The sequence below is a fragment of the Peribacillus sp. FSL K6-5616 genome (assembly GCF_038008245.1).
GTDB classification, from domain to species: Bacteria; Bacillota; Bacilli; order Bacillales; family DSM-1321; genus Peribacillus; species Peribacillus frigoritolerans.
Window position 1 is genome coordinate 3941915 of record NZ_JBBOYT010000001.1, and the last position, 21095, is coordinate 3963009.

25 protein-coding genes and 1 riboswitch are annotated in these 21095 nt (G+C 41.3%); of the genes, 3 read left to right on the top strand and 22 right to left on the bottom strand.

What is annotated here, in order from left to right; all coding sequences use genetic code 11:
- Window positions 1-15: 15 nt before the first annotated feature.
- Complete coding sequence (locus MHB45_RS19045; RefSeq protein WP_072273849.1) at window positions 16-336, bottom strand: MazG nucleotide pyrophosphohydrolase domain-containing protein; 321 nt, start codon at window positions 334-336, stop codon at window positions 16-18.
- A gap of 97 nt (window positions 337-433) precedes the next feature.
- Between MHB45_RS19045 and MHB45_RS19050 the strand changes: the two genes are divergently transcribed.
- Window positions 434-1015: an LOG family protein gene (locus tag MHB45_RS19050; protein ID WP_048687334.1), complete on the top strand. Its 582-nt coding sequence runs from the start codon at window positions 434-436 to the stop codon at window positions 1013-1015.
- Window positions 1016-1076: 61 nt separating this feature from the next.
- Here MHB45_RS19050 and MHB45_RS19055 read toward each other — a convergent pair whose 3' ends face one another.
- From MHB45_RS19055 to MHB45_RS19065, 3 genes are all read right to left on the bottom strand, one after another.
- Window positions 1077-1496 carry an NUDIX hydrolase gene (locus MHB45_RS19055; RefSeq protein WP_375792920.1) on the bottom strand — a complete coding sequence of 140 codons (420 nt, stop codon included), beginning with the start codon at window positions 1494-1496 and terminating at the stop codon, window positions 1077-1079.
- A 2-nt stretch (window positions 1497-1498) separates the two neighbouring features.
- Window positions 1499-1924 carry a 3-hydroxyacyl-ACP dehydratase FabZ gene (gene fabZ / locus MHB45_RS19060; RefSeq protein WP_048687337.1) on the bottom strand — a complete coding sequence of 142 codons (426 nt, stop codon included), beginning with the start codon at window positions 1922-1924 and terminating at the stop codon, window positions 1499-1501.
- 111 nt (window positions 1925-2035) lie between these two features.
- A complete protein-coding gene (locus tag MHB45_RS19065) occupies window positions 2036-2650 on the bottom strand; it encodes an undecaprenyl-diphosphatase (RefSeq protein ID WP_048687339.1) in 615 nt (204 codons plus the stop codon).
- 184 nt (window positions 2651-2834) lie between these two features.
- Between MHB45_RS19065 and MHB45_RS19070 the strand changes: the two genes are divergently transcribed.
- Together MHB45_RS19070 and MHB45_RS19075 are read left to right on the top strand one after the other, a co-directional pair.
- Window positions 2835-3230, top strand: coding sequence for an SRPBCC family protein (locus MHB45_RS19070; RefSeq protein ID WP_048687342.1), 396 nt, complete (start codon window positions 2835-2837; stop codon window positions 3228-3230).
- A 132-nt stretch (window positions 3231-3362) separates the two neighbouring features.
- Window positions 3363-3956 carry a dienelactone hydrolase family protein gene (locus MHB45_RS19075; RefSeq protein WP_048687344.1) on the top strand — a complete coding sequence of 198 codons (594 nt, stop codon included), beginning with the start codon at window positions 3363-3365 and terminating at the stop codon, window positions 3954-3956.
- Between the two features lie 15 nt (window positions 3957-3971).
- On the opposite strand, the gene MHB45_RS19080 is transcribed toward MHB45_RS19075, so the two are convergent.
- From MHB45_RS19080 to hisD, 18 genes are all read right to left on the bottom strand, one after another.
- Entirely contained in the window at window positions 3972-4166 is a 195-nt protein-coding gene (locus MHB45_RS19080; RefSeq protein WP_081088710.1) for a hypothetical protein, read from the bottom strand.
- Between the two features lies 1 nt (window position 4167).
- Window positions 4168-4398 carry a Fur-regulated basic protein FbpA gene (locus tag MHB45_RS19085; protein WP_048883158.1) on the bottom strand — a complete coding sequence of 77 codons (231 nt, stop codon included), beginning with the start codon at window positions 4396-4398 and terminating at the stop codon, window positions 4168-4170.
- Window positions 4399-4834: 436 nt separating this feature from the next.
- Window positions 4835-5410 (bottom strand): TetR/AcrR family transcriptional regulator, encoded by a 576-nt coding sequence (locus tag MHB45_RS19090; protein WP_048687351.1) that lies wholly within the window; start codon window positions 5408-5410, stop codon window positions 4835-4837.
- Between the two features lie 323 nt (window positions 5411-5733).
- Window positions 5734-6945, bottom strand: a complete 1212-nt coding sequence (locus tag MHB45_RS19095; protein ID WP_340908036.1) for a M20 family metallopeptidase — start codon at window positions 6943-6945, stop codon at window positions 5734-5736.
- A 33-nt stretch (window positions 6946-6978) separates the two neighbouring features.
- Window positions 6979-7851, bottom strand: a complete 873-nt coding sequence (locus tag MHB45_RS19100) for a MetQ/NlpA family ABC transporter substrate-binding protein (RefSeq protein WP_048687354.1) — start codon at window positions 7849-7851, stop codon at window positions 6979-6981.
- A 21-nt stretch (window positions 7852-7872) separates the two neighbouring features.
- Entirely contained in the window at window positions 7873-8523 is a 651-nt protein-coding gene (locus MHB45_RS19105) for a methionine ABC transporter permease (protein WP_048687362.1), read from the bottom strand.
- Between the two features lie 21 nt (window positions 8524-8544).
- Entirely contained in the window at window positions 8545-9561 is a 1017-nt protein-coding gene (locus MHB45_RS19110) for a methionine ABC transporter ATP-binding protein (RefSeq protein ID WP_072273526.1), read from the bottom strand.
- Between the two features lie 37 nt (window positions 9562-9598).
- Window positions 9599-9862, bottom strand: a complete 264-nt coding sequence (locus tag MHB45_RS19115) for a hypothetical protein (RefSeq protein ID WP_202186610.1) — start codon at window positions 9860-9862, stop codon at window positions 9599-9601.
- A gap of 44 nt (window positions 9863-9906) precedes the next feature.
- A riboswitch (SAM riboswitch) is annotated at window positions 9907-10018 on the bottom strand.
- A 117-nt stretch (window positions 10019-10135) separates the two neighbouring features.
- Complete coding sequence (locus MHB45_RS19120) at window positions 10136-10612, bottom strand: GNAT family N-acetyltransferase (RefSeq protein ID WP_065421239.1); 477 nt, start codon at window positions 10610-10612, stop codon at window positions 10136-10138.
- Window positions 10613-10621: 9 nt separating this feature from the next.
- Window positions 10622-11050: a nuclear transport factor 2 family protein gene (locus tag MHB45_RS19125; RefSeq protein ID WP_072273528.1), complete on the bottom strand. Its 429-nt coding sequence runs from the start codon at window positions 11048-11050 to the stop codon at window positions 10622-10624.
- A gap of 389 nt (window positions 11051-11439) precedes the next feature.
- Window positions 11440-12750, bottom strand: a complete 1311-nt coding sequence (locus tag MHB45_RS19130; protein WP_072273529.1) for an amidohydrolase family protein — start codon at window positions 12748-12750, stop codon at window positions 11440-11442.
- A gap of 180 nt (window positions 12751-12930) precedes the next feature.
- Window positions 12931-13908, bottom strand: coding sequence for a zinc-dependent alcohol dehydrogenase family protein (locus tag MHB45_RS19135; RefSeq protein ID WP_072273530.1), 978 nt, complete (start codon window positions 13906-13908; stop codon window positions 12931-12933).
- Window positions 13909-14071: 163 nt separating this feature from the next.
- Window positions 14072-14860, bottom strand: a complete 789-nt coding sequence (locus tag MHB45_RS19140) for an ABC transporter ATP-binding protein (RefSeq protein WP_072273531.1) — start codon at window positions 14858-14860, stop codon at window positions 14072-14074.
- Window positions 14861-14875: 15 nt separating this feature from the next.
- A complete protein-coding gene (locus tag MHB45_RS19145; protein ID WP_072273532.1) occupies window positions 14876-15889 on the bottom strand; it encodes a FecCD family ABC transporter permease in 1014 nt (337 codons plus the stop codon).
- On the bottom strand, window positions 15886-16890 hold the full coding sequence (locus tag MHB45_RS19150; protein ID WP_202186612.1) for a FecCD family ABC transporter permease: 1005 nt from the start codon (window positions 16888-16890) through the stop codon (window positions 15886-15888). Before MHB45_RS19150 ends, MHB45_RS19145 begins: the two co-directional genes overlap by 4 nt.
- Before the next feature lie 85 nt (window positions 16891-16975).
- The gene (locus tag MHB45_RS19155) at window positions 16976-17944 is read right to left on the bottom strand and encodes an ABC transporter substrate-binding protein (RefSeq protein WP_340908037.1); all 969 of its coding nucleotides are present in this window, start codon (window positions 17942-17944) and stop codon (window positions 16976-16978) included.
- Between the two features lie 400 nt (window positions 17945-18344).
- Window positions 18345-19571, bottom strand: a complete 1227-nt coding sequence (locus tag MHB45_RS19160) for an MFS transporter (protein ID WP_260089140.1) — start codon at window positions 19569-19571, stop codon at window positions 18345-18347.
- Window positions 19572-19785: 214 nt separating this feature from the next.
- Complete coding sequence (hisD, locus tag MHB45_RS19165; protein ID WP_048689441.1) at window positions 19786-21054, bottom strand: histidinol dehydrogenase; 1269 nt, start codon at window positions 21052-21054, stop codon at window positions 19786-19788.
- Window positions 21055-21095: the final 41 nt, after the last annotated feature.

The window sequence follows — 21095 nt, forward strand, 5'->3', positions numbered from 1 at the left end:
TAAACGAGAAGAAACTTATGCTTGATTATAACGTTCAGATAGTTTCTTTTTATGGGCATTGAACACTTCCTCCAAGGGGATATTGTATTTGTTCGCAATCACAATCAAGTTTCCTAACACATCTCCCAATTCTTCGGTTAGCTCCTGTATGTTCTCCTCAAACGAACCAATAACTTCATCAGGTCTATCTCTGCCGATCTCAAGGGAGCGGATGGCTCGTGCAACCTCGCCAGTTTCTTCTGCCAAAAAGCCAATGCGAATGAAAATGTCCAATTCTGACCATCCCCGTGCTTCATAATAATCTTTTATCCATTGTTGAAATTCAGTGACGTTCATATCCATCCACCCTTCTTTTTTATCATTCAAGTTTAACAAATCCCCTTTAATTTTGTATGATAAGAAAGGAAGATTACTAAATGGGAGATGTGAAATTTTGAAAAGTCTAGCTGTATTTTGTGGATCAAGCAAAGGTGCATCTGCTGTCTATGTAGAAGAGGCTAAAAAACTGGGTAAGGAATTGGCAAAACGTAAGATTACCCTTGTTTATGGAGGCTCAAGTGTAGGAATCATGGGTGCAGTTGCAGATTCCGTCTTGGAAGCAGGCGGAAATGTAATTGGCGTAATGCCAGATTTCCTGGAAAAAAAGGAAATAGCACATAAGAACTTAACCGAGCTGATCGTCGTGGAATCCATGCATGAAAGAAAAGCAAAAATGGCTGAGCTTGCAGATGGGTTCATGGCTTTGCCAGGCGGGCCAGGAACATTGGAAGAATTCTTTGAAATTTTCACTTGGGCTCAGCTTGGTCTTCATCAAAAACCTTGCGGACTCTTAAATATCAATCACTATTATGATCCTTTGGTCGCTTTATTCAACCATATGTCCGACGAACAGTTCCTGCATGAAAAATTCCGTTCCATGGCGCTGGTGGATGTTGAACCAAATGGGCTTCTTGATCAATTCATTACATATGAACCGCCAACCGTAAAAACTTTCATGACCGAGAAACAAACCTGATCATTAAAAAACAGCCGGCCAAGATCAATAATGATCTTGGCCGGCTGTGATAAACTGCAGGTTAGGTAAATATCCGGTCTAAATAATCTCCATGCCCTTTGATAAGTTGCACTTCATGTTCGGATGAAATCCAGAAGAAATGAAATGTCAGCCCCGCTTCATCTCCTCCACCCGTCGGCTGATGGTCCCATTCATCAGGAACATTCGATACCCTTATTTGATAAAAATATCTATTATGTATGGCACCATCGACGTTCTCCCAAAAATCTTCTGTTATTAATTTCTCCACATGAAAATTTTCCAGACCTGTTTCTTCTTTCATTTCCCTGATCACTGCTTGGTAAGCATCTTCTTGAGGCTTCACCGTTCCCTTGGGTATCTGTATACCGGCTTCCTTAATGGGATGTTGAAAAACCAATACCTGTGTTTCTCCATTATTGATTCTTGTCACATACCCGTAAGCTTTTTTTATCGGTATCACCATCAATCACCAAAAGCAAAAATGAGCTCTGTCTCGCATACAGTTTCCCCCTCGACAGTAACCCTGCCTGTTCCTTTACCGATAGGACCTTTCAAGCGAGTAATCTCCACTTCTAAACGTAATTGGTCCCCTGGTTTTACTTGCCTTTTAAAACGGCATCCATCGATCCCGGCCAAAAGCCCGATCCGTCCTTTATTTTCTTCTTTTGTAAGCATGACAACAGCACTTACCTGTGCTAATGCCTCTACGATCAACACACCTGGCATCACTGGGTAATCGGGAAAGTGACCAGAAAAAAACTCTTCATTTGCCGTAACGTTTTTAATGGCCACCGCCCTCTTTCCTTCTTCCAGTTCCAAAACTCTATCAACTAAAAGAAATGGATAGCGATGCCTGATAATGTCTTTGATTTCTTGGATATCAATCAATATTAATCCCCCCATTGCGATGGATTGCTTTCACTTAATTTTACCATCAGAATCACCATATGGATATTTTTGTATTATAAAAAAAGGCTGCCTGAGCAACCCTGTTTTCGCTTACAAATCCTTTGATTTTTTTTCCTTCGATTTAGTTAACGGGGATAGAACCATTTCTTCATACCTCTCATATCCCCCTAATAATTTGTGAATCAAGCTTATTTTAGGAACAACAAGGTAAACCGCCAATCCTGAAATGGTGCTCAGTATTGCTCCTGCCAGCACATCCGCCGGAAAGTGGACACCTACCCAAATACGGGAAATGCCAACAAGGAAAGCCAACATGATCCATAACAACCACCATCCTCTTTTGAAAAGCCAAAAAGATACACAAAACGAGAAAAACAAGATGGTATGGTCGCTTGGAAATGAATTATCCACTGCTTTTTCAATTAACTTATGAACATTGTCCAATTCGGCAAATGGCTGATTGTTCGAATGTAACCTCCCTGCCATTTTTCCCATCATTTCAGCCATTACAAACGTAATCATCCCACAAACAACCATCATCCTACTCTGTTCATTTCGAGTGAACCATATTACGATGACTGCCAAAGCTAATAAAAATACCATGTACTCGGCAATGAAAATGGCAGAAGGGTTTAAATAATCGTACTGTTTCCCTAAGTCATTGATCATTCTGAATACATTGGTATTCAACTCAAAAAAGTCCATTTCATACCCAACCTTCCTCTTTTTCTTACATATTAAAGAGAAAGGAAATATATCGCCATCGTTCTTCCTAACAGTTTAAGCTGCCGTCTTACAATATTGTCACGCGGTTAAAGAATCTTAGCGGGGTCTTGTATATTTCCTGAACTTTCTATATAATCCAAGGAAAAATACGGAGGTTAGTCAAATGAATAATGATAGGAACTCTGTTCTAATTCATGAAAACCAGGAAACGGTTTGGAATGCGATCACGAATGATGAAATCATTTCTAAATGGTATGCCCCGGGTTCAAAATGGAATATTCCTAAACTCCAGGTTGGAGAGAAGGCAATCTTCGTATTAATGCCTAGTGCACATAACAATCTTAAAGAGAATGAAAGCATCCCAATGAGCTTTACAATCCAAGAGATAATCCCTTACGAAAGGTTTTCTTATTCTTCGGATACGGATAAACTCGTTTTCACTTTTGAAATATTCCCAGAATCCGAAGGCACTAGAGTATCCATTAACATGGACGGATATGAACTTAGTTTGGCTAACTTAAAGGCATGTTTAGAAGGAAAAGAACTTCCCTATACCTAATCATTCATTTGAAAGAGAACCTAGTTCATTTCCATGTTTATTAAAAAATCACTGCTATGCCCCTTCGTATATAGCGTCTGAAGGGAGACGGCTGTATTTATAATAGAAGAAATTCGCATAAGGAGGTAAAAAATGCTGCACATACAGAAAAAATCCGATACTGTCATCATTGTCATTCACGAAATATATGGACTGAATCAACATATGCAGGGTTATTGTGAGTTATTATCAAATCAAGGTTTTGATGTGATCTGTCCGGATTTGTTAGGACGTGGGATGCCATTTGATTATTCCCAAGAGGATGCTGCTTATCGACATTTTATGGAGAACGTAGGTTTCATGGATGCTTTATATAAGATAAAGGATATAATATCGGATATTAAAGATGAATACCAAAAGATTTTCATTCTTGGATTCAGTGCAGGGGCAACTGTAGCTTGGCTGTGCAGTGAGGAAGAGGGTGTCGATGGAATTGTTGGTTACTACGGTTCGCGTATTAGGAATTATGCAGAATTGGCGCCACGATGCCCTGCACTGCTATTTTTCCCACTAGAAGAGCCATCATTTAATGTCGATGAGTTAATTTCAGCTTTAGAAAGTAAGGATGTCGAAGTTCATAAATTCATGGGGGAACACGGATTCAGCGACCCTTACCATTCAAAATATCATGCAGAATCAGCACAAGCAGCCGTTAGTAAAATGATGAAATTTTTTATGGTGAATTAATGTTCCACATTCACCCTACTGCCGTTTTGTATGGACCCAATGTATAGAACCCGCATCACTATGGGGGTGACAGTCATTTTGAACCTTTTTATATTCTTTTTCCAATTCTTTCAAGGTTAACTTCATAAGCTGTTCCACCGTTTTATTTACAGTATGGATCATAAGTTTATAGATTAATTCCTTCCGCCTTTCTTCCAAGCCCTTCCCCATTTCACCCTCTCCTTCTATTCTCATAGAATATGAAATGTTTCCTTAGACAGGGGGAATGATCGTCGGATTCCTTCTCCTCAATTTTACTTATTTTAATATATTCATTCTCTAAATCGGTTAAGGTCAATTCAAATAGATGGATGTCATTCTTTTTGTAAACTCCCTTGTTAATCAACTTGTTGATCAGGAAGTTCCTTTTTTTCTCAATGGCTTTACGCAATAATGAACCCATGATAAATCCTCCTTTTTAATACGTATTGACTTGCCCATTCACAAAAAAACCGGAGACACCTCTTTACATGAAAGAAAAGTCTCCGGTTTTCCGGTCAATTAACCCATAATTCCTATTTAATTACTTGGTATTATTATAATACTAACTACATGCTCCGTAGTCAACTATTTTTTTCCTGGGGAAAAAGGCAATGTTTTATAAAGCCATTATTTTTTTTCACTGTCGAATGGTTTTGTCTTTTTAACTAACCATATTCCTAATACTAAAATGATCACATAGAGGACGAGTGAAGCTGTACTTGGAAGAGAGAATAAGTTAAAAGTTAACGAATGACCAAAAAACATGTTGAACAATGGTCTTATCAATCCCTGAACTGCAAATATAAATAGGACAATCCCTATAAATCTTAGTACTTCATTCGTAATTTTAGACATTATTAATCACTTCTTTCGGTGGCTTTATCAAATATGGTTTTTATTTCCATTATTACAGAATCAATATCAGTCATTTCTTCTTTTGCGATCGTTGAACTAAAGCTATCAATTACGTTTCTAACTGCTCTAGCCATTATTTCAGGAGGAAATTTTCTAAAACTCCTGTCAACATCCTGCCCGTATTGAAAAATCTCGATTAGTGGATTTAATATGCTGTTATTTTCATCCACAAAGATCAATTCTCCGTTTTCATTTCTTCCGTTAAGTACTATTTCCGTTATTGCCAATGTTTCTGCTTTATTTTCCGACACGAATCTTAAGTTAGACTCGATGTATGATTCTAACATCCTTTTTGCATCTTCCTCCAAGATCATGTGCTCTCCCATATAAATGGCCGCTTTTTCATAATATTGAGTAATTATTGCTTCCAATAATAATTCTTTCTGAGGGAAATGGTAATTTACAACACCTTTACTTACCTGAACCTCCTTAGCAACATTTCCGATGGAAAAATTAACATAACCATATAGAGAGATAAGTTCTACTGATTTTCGAATGATTTTATCTTTTGTTTTCACCATACCCACATTTTAGTACGACCGTACTAAAATGTCAACAAGTAAAGGCTAAACCTGCTATACCAATTGTTATAGAGTGAAAAATTGTAGGGGGAATCTGAAATGTCAGGAAAGAAGTTACTCAATTAAGTAAGAATTTGAAGGATTTTATGCAGAAAGTGACGGGAAATAAAAAGAACAGAATAAGAAAGAAACAAATAAAATTCATTCCTTTACTTATAACTGTTCGTGACAATAATGTATAACGCAAGAATCACAGGGATTAACGAGATAATAAGGTTATTAGGTGATTATACAAGAATCGAAAAAATAATGGCTGCTACTCAAAATTTTTCCGTTTGCTTCGCCTCATGAAATGCCGCTTTCACTTGATCCAACAGGTCTATATCCGAAAGCAATTTATACCCTGTAAGTGCTAGAGCTTTTGCTCCGGTCAGGATGGCTTTGTCTCCAGCAGGAGATTTGGCACAGTCGCGGAATTCATTCGTATGGGCAATCAACTCATCATGTCCAATTTTTATATAAGGATGTGCTGTCGGCACTGCATGGCTTACATTACCTGCATCCGTCGAGCCAAAGCCACTCTCTTTTCGAGGAGCCACCGCTTCCCCTAATTGAGTCAGTTCTTCTTTTAGCAGTTCATCTAGAACTGGATTGATGACAAAATCGAGTACTTCATTTTGGAAACGTTCCACTTTAACCGTGCTTCCGGTGGCAAGTGCTGCCCCTTCAGCAACAGCACGTATTTTATTGGATACTTCTTGGCAAAGTTTCCATGTTGTTGCCCTAATGTAAAATCTGGCGGAAGCATAATCAGGAATGATGTTAGGCGCTTCCCCGCCATTGGTGATGATTCCGTGAATTTTGACCTCGGCCGGGAGCTGCTGGCGCAAAGCATTAATGCCATTGAACAGCTGAATCACCCCGTCAAGTGCATTCACGCCTTCTTCAGGTGCAGCTGCTGCATGTGCTGACTTCCCGTAAAAATGAAAATCAAGGGGGTCGACAGCCAAAAACGGACTTGTTACACCCGTTTTTCCTGCAGGATGGATAAGGATGGCCGCATCCACCCCATCAAATAGACCGTGCTTCACAAAGCTTCCTTTTGCACTTCCATTCGGCCCGCCCTCTTCAGCCGGTGTTCCGAAAACGATCACCTCTCCGCCCGTTTCCTCCAGCACTTGAGCCAGGGAAATGCCTGCCGCCACACTCGTTGTGCCGATGATATTATGGCCGCAAGCATGGCCTAAACCCGGCAATGCATCATACTCGGCTAAAAAGGCAATTGTAGGTCCTTTCTTTGAAGAGTTTTTTTTGGCGATGAACCCTGTTTCATGCCCGGCAATATTGCGGGTCACTTCAAATCCTTCATTTTGAAGTATTCCGGTTAATGTATCCGAAGCGAAGAACTCTTGATTCCCAATTTCAGGTTTGGCATGAATGGCTTGGCTCGTTTCGATATATAATTCGGAATGAAGGTCGATATGGTCTTCAATGATTTGCTTATGCTGCTTCAGCACTGATTCTCTCGCCATGTCTTAATCTCCCCTTTTTCTTGAATACATCCATTACTTTTCATTAGCTGGTTTTGTCCATGCATCCTGGTAATTCACTAATTCATCTACAGAAACATAGGCAGGAATGGTGTTTCCTTTAAACGTTTTTTCAATGAACGCTTCCACTTCTTTCGATTGATAAAGCTCCACTAATTTTTGCAGCTCAGGACGATCGGCATTACCCTTTTTAACTGCAATGATATTAATATATGGTTTCGCCGTTTTACTTTCATGGAATAAAGAATCTTTTAATGTAAGGCCTGCTTCGACGGCAAAGTTATTATTGATGGCTGAAGCATCGGCATCATCCAATAGACGCGGTGTATTGCCGGCAGCAACAGGCTGGATTTTCAGGTTTTTCGGATTTTCCTTAATGATTTCCAATGATCCCGATCCATTGAATTCTTCTTTCAATGTAATCAATCCAGCTTCCTGAAGCAGGAGCAGTGCACGGCCAAAGTTTGTTGCTTCATTCGGAACGGCTACCGTAGCATCATCCGGAAGATCTTTGAGACTTTTATGTTTTTTCGAATAAAGGCCCATAGGTGCAATGACAGTCGACCCGATGGCCTCCAATTTCAGATTTTGATCTTGAACGAATTCATCAAAATAGGCGACCGTTTGGAATGAATTGGCATCAATTTCACCTTCGCTTAACGCAAGGTTTGGTTGGATATAATCATTGAAAGTGACCAGTTCGATATTAAGTCCGTCCTCTTTCGCCAAATCGACAATGTATTCCCATGTTCTCGTATCCCCGCTACTGACACCGACTTTCACTGTTTTCACATCATCCGAACTCCCTGAAGCACCCTCTTTGTTCCCGCATGCTGCAGCCACGATGGCCAATGCCAATACCATGATCGTTAATAAGATTTTTTTCATTTTTCCTGCCTCCTGTTAGTTTTATCTTCTTCTGATTTTTCTTGAAACAAAATTCCCGGTGGATTGCAATAATTGAACGATGATCACGAGCGCCGCCACTGTGACGATCATCGTCATCGTATCGAACCTTTGGTAACCGTAAGCCAAGGCTAAATCCCCGACCCCGCCTGCACCGACGGCACCTGCCATCGCCGTAGATCCAACAAGCCCGATTGTCGCTGTTGTAAATGTCAGGATTAACGAACTAAGTCCCTCGGGAATCAAAAAGCGGTAAATGATTTGCCATGTTGTCGCCCCCATCGCCTGAGCTGCCTCGATGATCCCTTTGTCCACTTCCAACAGCGAGTTTTCCACAAGCCGTGCAATATAAGGAGCCGCGTAAAAGATTAGCGGAACAATGGCCGCATTCGTTCCGATTGCACTGCCGACAATCATTCTTGTAAACGGAATGAGTGCTACAAGCAAGATGATGAAAGGAACGGACCGCAGGATATTGATGATCGGGTTCAATACATTAAAAATCCATTTATTCTCCAGGATGTGACCCTTTCTTGTAATGACAAGCAGGATACCGAGCGGAAGCCCGATCAATCCGGAAAATATCAATGAGATGGCTACCATATAAAGTGTGTCACCGAAAGCTGTCGACAGCTGGTCTGCCGTTATTTCCATTCCCCAAAGCGTATTACCCATTTATACTTGCACCTCCTGGACGAGAATCCCCTCATCTTTAATATATTGATAAGCCTTGTCGACCTCATTTTTGCTCCCCGTTACTTCGATGATCAAATTCCCGAAAGGCGTTTCTTGGATTTCAGAAATATTGGCTGATAAGACACTTAAATGAACATCATATTTCTTCGAGATGGTTGAAAGTAAAGGAGTACCCGAAGTAGTTCCAATAAAATTAATTTTCCAAATAATCGGGATATGGGACCCTATGCTTTTTAAGAAACTTTGTGGAATTTCGTCATGTATGACCGTTCTCACGAAGTTTTTTGCAATATCCGTTTGCGGCTTGGCAAAAACTTCGAAAACCGAACCTTGTTCAACGACGCAGCCGCCCTCCATGACCGCTACCTTATTGCAAATTTCCCGAATGACAGACATCTCATGAGTGATTAGCAAAATGGTGATATTGTATTCTTTATTAATTTTTTTTAAGAGCTGCAGAACTGCACTCGTTGTTTGTGGATCCAATGCCGACGTAGCTTCATCACACAATAAGATCGATGGATTCGTAGCCAATGCCCTCGCAATGCCGATCCGCTGCTTTTGCCCGCCGGATAATTGTTCCGGATAACTCTTTGCTTTGCTCGATAAGCCAACGAACTCCAATAGCTCGCCTACACGTTCTTTGATTTCCTTAGCCGGAGTTCCCGATAAAACCAGCGGCATGGCAATATTATCAAAAACAGTTTTTGAGTTTAGTAAGTTGAAATGCTGAAAGATCATCCCGATTTTTTTCTTTTCTGCCCGTAATTCCTTCGGGCTTAATTTGGTTAAATCCTTGCCCCCAACAACCACCGAACCATCTGAAGGATGTTCAAGCAAATTGACCAACCTGATCAACGTACTCTTTCCGGCCCCGCTATAACCGACTACCCCGAATATATCCCCCTTTTCCACTGTCAAATCAATGCCCTTCAAAGCCTCGACAGTCTGTTTCTTTGTTTGATAAACCTTTTTAACACCTTGAAACTCAATCATCCAATCTCCCCCCATGCTGTTTATTTGTACGAATTCCTTATCCAGAGAGAAGAGCTTTGCAACGCTTCATAATGATAGGGTTAAATTCTGTCAAACTCACGAGTAAATCTGCAAAATTCACGAGTAAATGCACCAAACTCACGAGTAAATCTGCGAAATTCACGAGTAATTGCACCAAACTCACGAGTAAATCTGCGAAATTCACGAGTAATTGCACCAATTCTCCAAATAACCATATACATTTTGAATTAACAAAAGAGGCCTCTTCCGTCATCAGACAGAAGAGGCCTCTTTTAGACATAAAAAAGAGTAAACTCTTAAAATTAATTATCTAAGAAAAGCTCCTTCTTATCTTTCAAACTTTCGTCCGTTGGAATTAGCACAGTATTTTTACAAAAGTAAAAACCCGCTGCCGAGGTATCATAGGGCCAAGTCCCTCCACATCTCTTGATAAGAATTAACGTTATATTTAATTATGTCCTTCACTATATATTCTAATTCCACTAAAGTCAACCATATTTTTCATCGCGATAAATAGTTTCATAGTATAGTGAATCGATACTTTTTAATTATATTAATATAATGATTTACTCATTCTCCATACAGGGTATTTTTCATTTTCTTCCCTTATCTTCACCATGCCTGAATTCGTATATAAAGAAATCGCCCTTTGATTATCCGGAGAAACCCTTAAGTGATATTCGGATACATTAAATTGCCTGAAAAAGTTTTCTGCGTAGCGAACCAATTCCTTGCCAAGGCCTTTACTGCGGTATTCGGGAATAAGATAAAATAGATTCACATAGCCAATTTCAGTTCCTTCATACTCCCGAATTTGAAGTTCCATTTGTCCAATCGGTTCTTGGTCCTTTTCAATGATCACCTGTCCATCCGGAAATTTGCGGACCCTTTCTTCCATTCGTTGCAGATATGCATGTTCATCTCCCAAACCAGCATCAGTTCCAAAACTTACAACAAAGGAATCTTTCCGGAAATTAATGATAGTATCTTTATCTTTGTCCGTATCAATGGTCCGAAAGATCAACTTCATCCACCCCTATCATTTTAGTGAAATAGTTTTCAAGCAGGGAAAACTTTCTTTTTCATAAAAAAAAAGGGCATAAAGGAGCCCTTTTGTTTTTGTGCCTTGATGAAAAAACATTTGCCATCTTCCATTCGCACACTTCCAAATTGAACTTCTTAAGGTATGTTCCAGCTTATCTTCATCAAAAATCCGGTATGTAGTTAGCACGGTATCATCAGACAATGGATGCATCTCAAATTGACTTAGTGTCATGTTCACCGCTCCGGCTCCCTCTTGCCCCATAAAATCACTTTTTGTCCATATGTTACCTGAACTGCCGAACTCAAAGAAATCATCTTTCAATAATGATGAAAGTACTTCTGGAGATGTACGAACTTCAGATTTTAACAATTTCTCCTCCAGCTGATACAAATGCTCTTTTAATAATGAAGATTCCCTGTCCATTCATCTTATCCTCCTTTTTCAACCATTTCCCTCGAAGAAACCAAATAGGAAAATCGTGAATAATTAATACGTAGATTTTCAGTAATTCATGAACCATGCGATTTAAGTTTTTTTATCCAGCTGCTTGCTGATTAGCAGTTGGCTCATCTTGCGGTCAGCGGCATTATCTCGTTTTTAACCGTTTTTGCCGTCCCCATTATATTACTATTTTTAGCTGGCTTACTTCGTAACTGGACTCACAACGGATTTCTAAGTGTTAAAAATAATTTATTCCACGATACTAGCGGCCATTCCTTTTTTACTGCCATATTACTCCCACCCCAATAAAAAAAAGGAGCTGCAAATGGCAGCTCCTTTCTTCTGTGCATCCGGTTGTTCTCCCATCAGTGTTATCGTGATAGGGTTCCTTGCAGACGATTGGTTTCGGCGATTACTTTTTCTTCATCGATCGTTAAGCAGCGGCCATCTTTCACGACCATTTTGCCATCAATGTATACATCACATACGTCATTTCCGCGTGCTGCATAAAGCAGGTGCGAATAGGCTTCACTCAGTGGCTGCAGGTGTTCTTTGTTATATGGGTAAATGGTGATGAAATCCGCTTTTTTACCAGCTTCCAGTAATCCTGTGTGACCCATGCCTATCGCTTCGGCGCCCATTCTTGTGGCCATGGCGAGTGCTGTTTGGGCAGGGAATTTTGTGGCATCCTTATACATTCCTTTTTGCAGCAATGCGGCTGTCCTCATTTCTTCGAACATATCGAAGTTGTTATTGGAGGCGACGCCATCTGTTGCCACTCCCACTTTAATGCCTGCATCAAGAAGGCTGACGACATCGGCTATCCCAGATCCGAGCTTCAGATTACTGATCGGATTATGGGCAACGCGAACATCATGCTGTTTTAGGATCGCCCGCTCTTCATCATTAAGGACCACTCCATGTGCCATCACTGTAGGCTGATCGAACAGGCCTAGACGGCGAAGGTGCTCGACAGGACGGGATCCGTACCGTTTTTCGATGTCGAGGATTTCAAAGTCCGTTTCCGATACGTGGATGTGCACCATCAAATCATTCTCTTTTGCAATTCGTGCACTTTCCATGATCGCTTCAGGTGTGCAGGCGTATGGGCTATGCGGTGCGACCATGGTAGTCAGGCGGCCATCGGCAAATGCTTTATAGTTTTTTGAAAACTGCTCAGCCCCCATGAGGTTCGCTTTCTGGTCATTTTCGGTACCCAAGCTGAAGATTGTATAGGAAAAGGCTCCGCGCATTCCTGTTTCGCCTATCGTCTCCATGACAGCACCGGCATCTATTCCCTTAGGATTGAACATATCCGAAAATGTCGTGGTTCCTGATTTCATCATTTCCATAATGCCTAGCTGTGAACTTACAGAGGCGATTTCCGTTGTAAACTGGCTTTCGATCGGCCATATTTTCGTTTCAAGCCATGGCTTCAGCAGCATATCGTCCCCGATACCGCGTAAAAGGGTCATTACAATATGCGAATGGGCATTCACAAGGCCTGGCATGATCCATTTCCCGCCAAGGTTGACCACTTGATCTGCATCTGCCAATTGTTGTTCATCATGCTGGCCGATGTAGGATATGGTATGATCTTGTACAATCATCATGCCGTTTTCAATGATTTGGTTTTCCTTGTCCATCGTAAAAAATGTAGCATCCACATATATTGTTTTCATAAGTATTTCCTCCAAAGTCGTATCAGTATCAACATGTCCTATTCCGCATTCTAAACTAGCACCTTACAGGTAATCAAGTAATTCCATATTATCAGGGGCCATTTCACTTTACCTTAGGAACCTATTGGAAGAGCACCAAGATGAATGCTTCCTTCAATTAAGTGGTTATCCTTTGCGAAATCAGCTGCTTAAAAATATCTTCCCTTTATTGCTCGTGACAATAATCGCTTCTTGAACATCTTGAAGGCTGTAGTGGGAATCCGGCATCATGAACTTCAACTTTTCATCTGCAATGAACCCCATCAAAAGGTTAAATGTTTCATGCCAAGTTCGAACGGAAGCCTGCTGATTCCAATGCCGAAGATGAAACATTCTAACATCCACTTTTGTCCTTTGTGAAATTTTCGCCCAATTCACAGACTGTCCTGATAAAAGGCCAATCGTTAATAAGATGCCATTAGGCCGTACACAAAAAGCCAGTTCTGAACCATCGATGCCGCCCACTGAATCTATGGCCGCTTTCGCGCCGCGCCCATTCGTCATTTCCATCACTGTATCCTGCAATGATGATCGGGACGTATCGATCACATATGACGCACCAAGTTCAAGCAGTTCTTCCGTATACTTATCGTTTCTCGTTACAGCAATCAGCTTAAATCCAAGAATCTTGGATAACTGGGCGAGTATACGGCCAATGGAAGATCCGCAAGCATTTACGAGTAATACATCATCCGGTTTCAAAGTTAATACTTCTGTACTGATAAGCCATGCGGTTATCGGGTTTATATATAATTGCGCTGCTATATGATCTTCAATCGAATCCGGAATGACGATCGCCAGCTCCGCTGATGTTTTAACATAATCCTGCCAGGTCCCTTCACCGCGCAAAGGCAGAACACGCTTGCCTATCAGCTCTTTCGAAACTGCTGGACCCACCTCTTCAACAATGCCGACCCCTTCATAACCAGGTATGGAAGGCAAGGGGATTCTGTGGGAATAGGCACCGCGAATGGGCAGCAAGTCAGACGGATTAATGGGACGTGTGATCATCCGAACAAGGACTTCCCCCTCGAAAGGTTTTTGAATACATTTATTTTCAACTTTTAAAACCGTTTGCGGATCCCCAAATTCATAGAATGTAATACATTTGGCTTCCAAAATAGTTGTCTCCTTTAATATATAAGTCTTTCCATTTTAACATTTAACCTCTTGATCTAAAATATCTTAACAACCCCTATCCAACATTCCTTCGTATATTAGCAAAAAAGCCAACAATGAATATGTTGACTTAATTACTTCTGCACGGCCGGCGCTAGTTTTTCTAATCCTGAGATAAACCAATGGGAATGCATAGAGGCGTTTGCTCAACAGGGTTTTCAATAATACAGCATTCCAGTCTGAAAACGTCCTTGATCATCTCTTTTGTGAATACCGTTTCAGGCGGTCCCTCTTTATAGATTTTTCCCTGCTTGATGCTAATCAGATGATCGGCATACTGTGCCGCTTGATTCAAATCATGCAGAACCATGACAATCGTGCGTCCATACGTTTCGTTTAAATCGCGCAGTAATTCCAATATTTCAATTTGGTGCGCTAAATCCAGATAGGTTGTCGGTTCATCTAACAGTAAAAGGTCGGTATCCTGTACCAAGGCCATCGAAATCCATGCTCTTTGCCTTTGTCCTCCAGATAATGCATCCAATGTCCGATCAGCGAACTCCGTCATTTTTGTTGCTGATAAGGCACGGTCGACAATCCTATGATCTTCTGGGGTTTGTCTGGAAAATAAGCCTTTGTGCGGATGCCTGCCATAATAGCATAGTTCTTTAACGGTTATATCTTCCGGAGCTTCCGGAGCTTGGGGCAAGATGGCCAATTTCTTGGCCACTTCTTTGGAAGATTGCTGATGAATGGCCTTTCCATCTAAATAGATCGTGCCTTGCTGCGGCATCAATAATCTAGCTAGAGACCGCAGAATCGTAGATTTGCCACAACCATTGGAACCAATGATTATACTGATCTTACCTTCAGGAATTTCCAAATCGATATTATCAATGATTTGAGTTGCCCCATAAGAGAGCGAAAGATGCTCTGCTGATAATGTTGTCATGATATTCAGCCTTCCTTATGTTATTTTTCTTTCACGGCGCAATAGATATAAAAAATATGGTACACCAATCACCGCAGTGATAATTCCGGCGGGGATTTCTATTGGAGGGAATAATCCTCTTCCTAGGCTATCGGCAACAAGTAGAAAGATCGAACCAAAAAGAGCTGAAGCGGGAAGTAAAACCTTGAATTTTGACCCTACCACTCTCCTTGCAATATGGGGGGCGATCAAACCAATGAACCCGATCGAACCAACCGTAGCTACACAGACTCCGATCAATATGACAGAAACGCTTATCAATATATAACGCAGTAATTTTGACCTTTCACCGAGACCTGTAGCTATATCATCTCCAAGGCTCAGTACATCCATTTTAGAAGTTAATGCAATCAATACCGGTACAAGCACAAGACATGGAAGCAAAATGAATACTTGATCCCATCCTCTTCCCCATAGACTGCCAGTCAACCACAGCAGTGTCGTGTTTACATCATCCGGGAACTTGACCATGAAATACTCTATGCCAGCTTGACATATGGCCCCTAAAGCGATTCCGACCAAAGCTATCGTATTTGGTTGTGCTCCTTTTTTATAAACAAATATCATCAAAATGGCCGCCATGACCGCCGCTCCGATAAATGCTGAAAGAGGCAGTATGAAAATGGGCGATTGCGGAAATAAAACAATGACGATAACTGCTGCCAATCCGGCCCCTTTTGTTACCCCAATCACATCTGGAGAAGCCAGCGGATTTCGAAGGACTCCTTGCAGAATGGCCCCGGCCGTTGCCAATCCGGCCCCCACTATCACGGCAATTAGAATGCGCGGTATGCGATAGTTATGCAGAATGAATGTCTGGCTTTGCATGCCATTTCCAAGGAAATTTTGAAGAATTTCTAAAGGTGAAATATAAATGGCCCCTAAGCCCAGGCTCACGATTGCTAAAATCAGCACGGTAACCGTCAGCAACAGGATAATGGAATAAGGGGGCAAAGTTGATTTCAACCCAAATGTCCGTTTTAGTTTCATTGCTTAATATTCCTCCCTCTCTTCGCTAAATAAAGGAAGAATGGCGCACCGATCATAGCGGTTACGATGCCTACCGGCGACTCAAAAGGATAAGCGATGAAACGTGCGAGAATATCTGCGTAAACCAAGAGTAAAGCGCCGAATAATGCAGAAAAAGGGATGATCCTTCGATAATCCCCGCCCACCAGTCTCCTGACGATATGAGGAATGATCAATCCCACAAATCCCACTGGGCCTGCGACGGCAACCGAAGATCCTGCCAAAATGATCACCAATATTCCTGCCAAAATACGGATTCGGTACACCCGCTGCCCAAGTCCCTGCGCCATATTTTCTCCTAAGACAAGGATGGAAACTGAGCGAGAGAACATGGCAGCAGCAAGCAGACCGAAAAGAGACCAAGGAAGGATCATGTTCACGTGCGCCCATGTTTTTCCATTAATAGACCCGACTAACCAATAGAGCACATCTTTCGCTTGTTCACTAAATATGATCATGCCTTGCGTTAAAGAAGATAAAAAAAAGTGAACAGCCATTCCAGCCAATGCCAGCTTCACTTGGGACATTCCTCCTCCCGAAGCAAAAGAATAGACTGCCATCCCTCCCATTGCTGCACCAATGAATGCAACGCAAACTAGAGACACGGAAGAAAGGTTAGGAAAGAAAACAAAAGCTGACACAATAAAAAATGAGGCACCGGCATTAACACCAAACACTTGCGGAGAAGCTAATGAATTCCGGGTAATAGCCTGCATGAGAGCACCCGCTACCGCTAAATTAGCACCGACCAACGCCCCAACTAAAGCTCGTGGCAATCGAAGAGTCCTGATAATAGTCTGTTCCTTGGACGAGTCGGCATCAAAAAAGGACTTCAAAACCATTGATGCATCAATATCGGCCGCTCCCACAGAAATACTCGCCAGGATGCCTAAAATTAACAAAACGATTCCAGCTATAGCCGTACATAATACTTTCAGTTTACTTCTACCTACAGTTTCCATTGACCATACAACACACTTCCTGACAAAATTTAAACCTAATGGAAAGCGAAGTAAGAATGGGATCTCTTACTTCGCTTTTGTTCGTCTATTCTTCTCCAAGCATTTTTAAAGTGTCTTTAGCAATGGCCACTGCGGATACAACACCGCGGTATCTCGTCCATAAATCTCGATCAACACTATATACTTGTCCGTTTTTTACAGCCTTCAAGTCTTTCCAAAGAGGATTGTCTTTCCACTCATCAGTAAGTAACTTACCCTCATTGTTCGCTAAAAGCAGCACATCCGGATCAATCTCGACAAGCTGTTCCAGATTCATCTCGGCATGTGGCAGTTCCTGCTGAATGGCATTTTTCAATCCCATGCGCTCAAGCAATTCTCCATCATAAGAAGATGAAGTATGGGCTTGGAATGAAGTATCTCGTACAACTGCTGGTAAAACCGTCATATTTGAATCAACAGTAAGCTTTGATTTAAGTTCCTTAATCGTTTTTTCATGCTCGTTCAATCTTTTTGCTGCAGCATCTTCCTGGTTTACTGCCTTTGCAATCGTTTTAAATGAATCCAGATTTTCTTGATAGGTAGATTCCCGGCTTTTTAAAACGATGGTAGGTGCAATCTGCTGTAAATCCTTATAAATCCCTTTATGCCGCTCAGCATCTGCAATGATTAAATCCGGCTGTAAAGAACTGATCACCTCTAAATTAGGCTGCTCACGTGTTCCTACAGAAGTATAATCCATCTCTTGACCTACAAGTTTTACTATCATCTCTTTTTTGTTGTCATCTGAAATCCCGATAGGTTTTATCCCTAGGGCATTTAAAGAATCAACGAAAGATAGCTCAAGCGTAACTATTTTTTTCGGAGTATCTTTGATTTCCGTTTCTCCCATTTCATGCTTAATTGTCCTTATTTCTTGATTACTTGTTTCAGCAGAAGTCTTCTCTGCTTCCGTTGTTTTTTGAGAATTATTACATCCTGATAACATCACCATAATCGCAAGTAACAGAATGAATGCTCCTCCCCCAAACGTTCTTACTTTTCTAGATTCCCTCATATTTGCACCCTTCCCGTCATCTATACCTTCTTCACGAGTTAATCATAATTGAAAATGATTATCATTATCCTGCTGTTATGATAAAGTCATAGATTGATACGGTCAATATTAATGAAATTTTGTGAATAAAAATCATTATGGCCATTAAGACAATCTGCATGCATTTTATTGATAACGTGAAGTAAATTGGACCCTATGATAGTCTTAGATTATCAAGATTTACCAGCGTCGATTGGAACGTAGGGCACTCGCTCCCATCAACTTTGTTTTGAAATTTCAGGTAAAACATTTTTTGTCTATAAACTCAAATATTAACTAATTGGTTTTATTTAATATAGGATCCGACTCAAACTAAAAAAGAGCAAACCCGTTAAGGTCTGCTCTTTCCTGTTTCAAAGAATCATTTTCTATTAATCAGCATCTCTTCAAGAGGAAATTCTTCATTGGAAGCTTCTTTTTTTGAGCGTTTTATGGAGGTTTTGATAAGAATGGTTGAAGCAATTGATAATGCCCCCATGATCAGGTAACCTGTGGATCTTGAAAACACTTCAATCAAGATGCCAATTAGGACGGGTCCCAAAAACATTCCAGCCGAATATAAACTTTGGAACAGGCCCATTCTCGTAGATTGTTTAATCTCCGGGATATTTTCAACAGCCCAGGAAGTGACGACCGTAAAGATCAGCCCGTAACCAAAACCTTGGAATGCCTGCAATAGAAAAAGCATCGTTAAATTTTCAGCATAAGGAATCAATATGATGATGACCCCTTGTAATACCGCTCCCAAAATCGCCGTATTCATTAAACCGATTTTTTTATAAAAAAGGGCTCCGCATAATCCTGCGGCTAAGCCATATATGATCAGGTGTGTGTTTGCCAGCATGCCAATCAATAGCGGATTTGCTCCAAGGTCGGTTGCAACTAAAGGTGTGAACGTATCCCTTGTTCCAATGGTGACCATCAAAGCAATCGTTGCCAAAACGGAAATGACCCAGATTTTTTTATCGGTGATTTGCTCGACAAGTATTTTTTTATCGTATTTTACCTTTACCCCTTTAATGCTGAGGTCTTTTGTGAAAAATGTTATAACAAACGCAAGTATGGCGGCGGCCACCGCTACTAAAAAGCTATACCGATACCCATAACTATTGGCCACTAATGCACCGATTGTTGTCCCTAGTATGGAGCCAACCGGCGATGCAACACCCAATATCGCCACTGCTTTTGCAGCTTCCTTCACACCAAAATAAGAAGCGAACATAACATTGTAAATAACCCAGGTGGAACCAGTTAAACCATCCGAAATTTTCCCAAGGTACAATGTGGTAGCATTTGGTATAAAAAAGGCTAGTGTCCACATTACAATCGTTATCAGCAACCCCATTTGGATAAACAATCTTCGTTTATGCAGCATATCCGAAAATACACCTATCGGAAGTCGTGTCAATAAGGCCACAATCCCTGAAATTCCGATTATACTGCCTATAATAACTGAATCGAACCCCAGATCTTTAGCATAAGAGGAGATAAATGGATCAAATGCGGTAATGGTGACAAAGAACAACAAGCTAATGATAAAGAATAAGATGGTTTCTTTCCGATTATTAATTTTATTAGTTTTGTCCATATATTCCACCCTTTCATTCCCCTCCCTCTCGTCCCACTGGACAGAAAGGCGATGCTATTAGTATTTACACATATTCTCGTATATTTTCCAGGGTTAAAATCTAATCTGCAGATACAGCCCATCCACCTGGCACTCATTTCAGGCAGAGTGGGAGTATCCATTTCTTCAAGGGCTGCAGCATGTCCTTAATTGAATGCGTTTTCAGCAATCATAATCATTTAGAAGCACATTCTGTCAACCTGACAGTGGCAGATAATTTATGGCCTTCCAAGCCTTCGATTTCGGATTGATCTTCCGCATGGGATGCCAGGAATTGAATGCCCTGACCTGTGATTTCCTGATGTGTCATGACCTTCACATAACTTCCTGCCCAAAGTCCCCCTGTATATCTTGCTGCCTTTTGAGTCGGCAATGTATGGTTCGTTCCAGAGACTTTGTCAGAGAAGACGACGGAACTGCCTTCATCAAGGAATAATGATCCATAATTATTTAGTTTATCCATCAATTCGCGGCTATTTTTGATATGCAAATGCAGATGTTCAATGGCATAATCATTGCAAATATCCAGTCCTTCTTGTAATGAATCTGCATAAATGATTTCCCCTCTTTTTTCCCATGATTCGTGTGCAGGGGAAGATGGTGAGAAGGTTTTCAAAAAGCCTTCGATTGCTTTTTCCGTTTCTTCGGCAACCGTTCTGGACGTTGTGACAAGAATGGCCCGTGCGTACGGATCGTGTTCTGCCTGCGCAAGTAAATCGGCCGCTATTTTCTGAGGTGAAGCCGAATCATCAGCAAAAACCATCACTTCACTTGGTCCTGCAATAAGGTCTATGCCTACTTTACCGAACACTTGACGTTTTGCTTCTGCTACAAACCGGTTTCCTGGTCCAGCGATGATATCCACTTCCGGGATGGATTCGGTTCCATATGCCATGGCAGCGATGGCCTGCGCCCCGCCAATTGCAAAAATGTCTGTAGCACCGGAGCGGATCAAGCCATATAAAACGGCCGGATGGATACCGCCTTCATAATTGGCCGGGCTTGCTGCAACGATTCTTTTTGCTCCTGCTACCTTTGCCGGTGCAACGACCATGGGTCCTGATGATAATAACGGGAATCTCCCTCCTGGAACATAAGCCCCCACCTTTTCGATCGGTACGATTCTATGCCCCATCTTAATACCCTCGCCAAAATCCTTTTCGAATGGAGTGAGGCAGCTCAACTGTGCTTTAGCAAAATCGGATACTCTTTCCACGACTCGATCGATCAGCACCTTTACCTCTTCTGGAAGAGTCCTGATACAATGCTCGATCTCCTCTTCACTAACCCGGACCGGACGATCGGAATCACCGAATTTTTTTTCATATTCCCGTACGGCATCATCCCCGCCTGCTTTTACATGTTCAATAATCGACTTCACCGTTTGTTCCACGTCATGTGAAGAGGTCTGTTCAAATACGTCCGCTTTTTTCATATATTCCATCTTATTTTCCCCCTAATCGTTGTTTAGTGAAGAGACGGCTG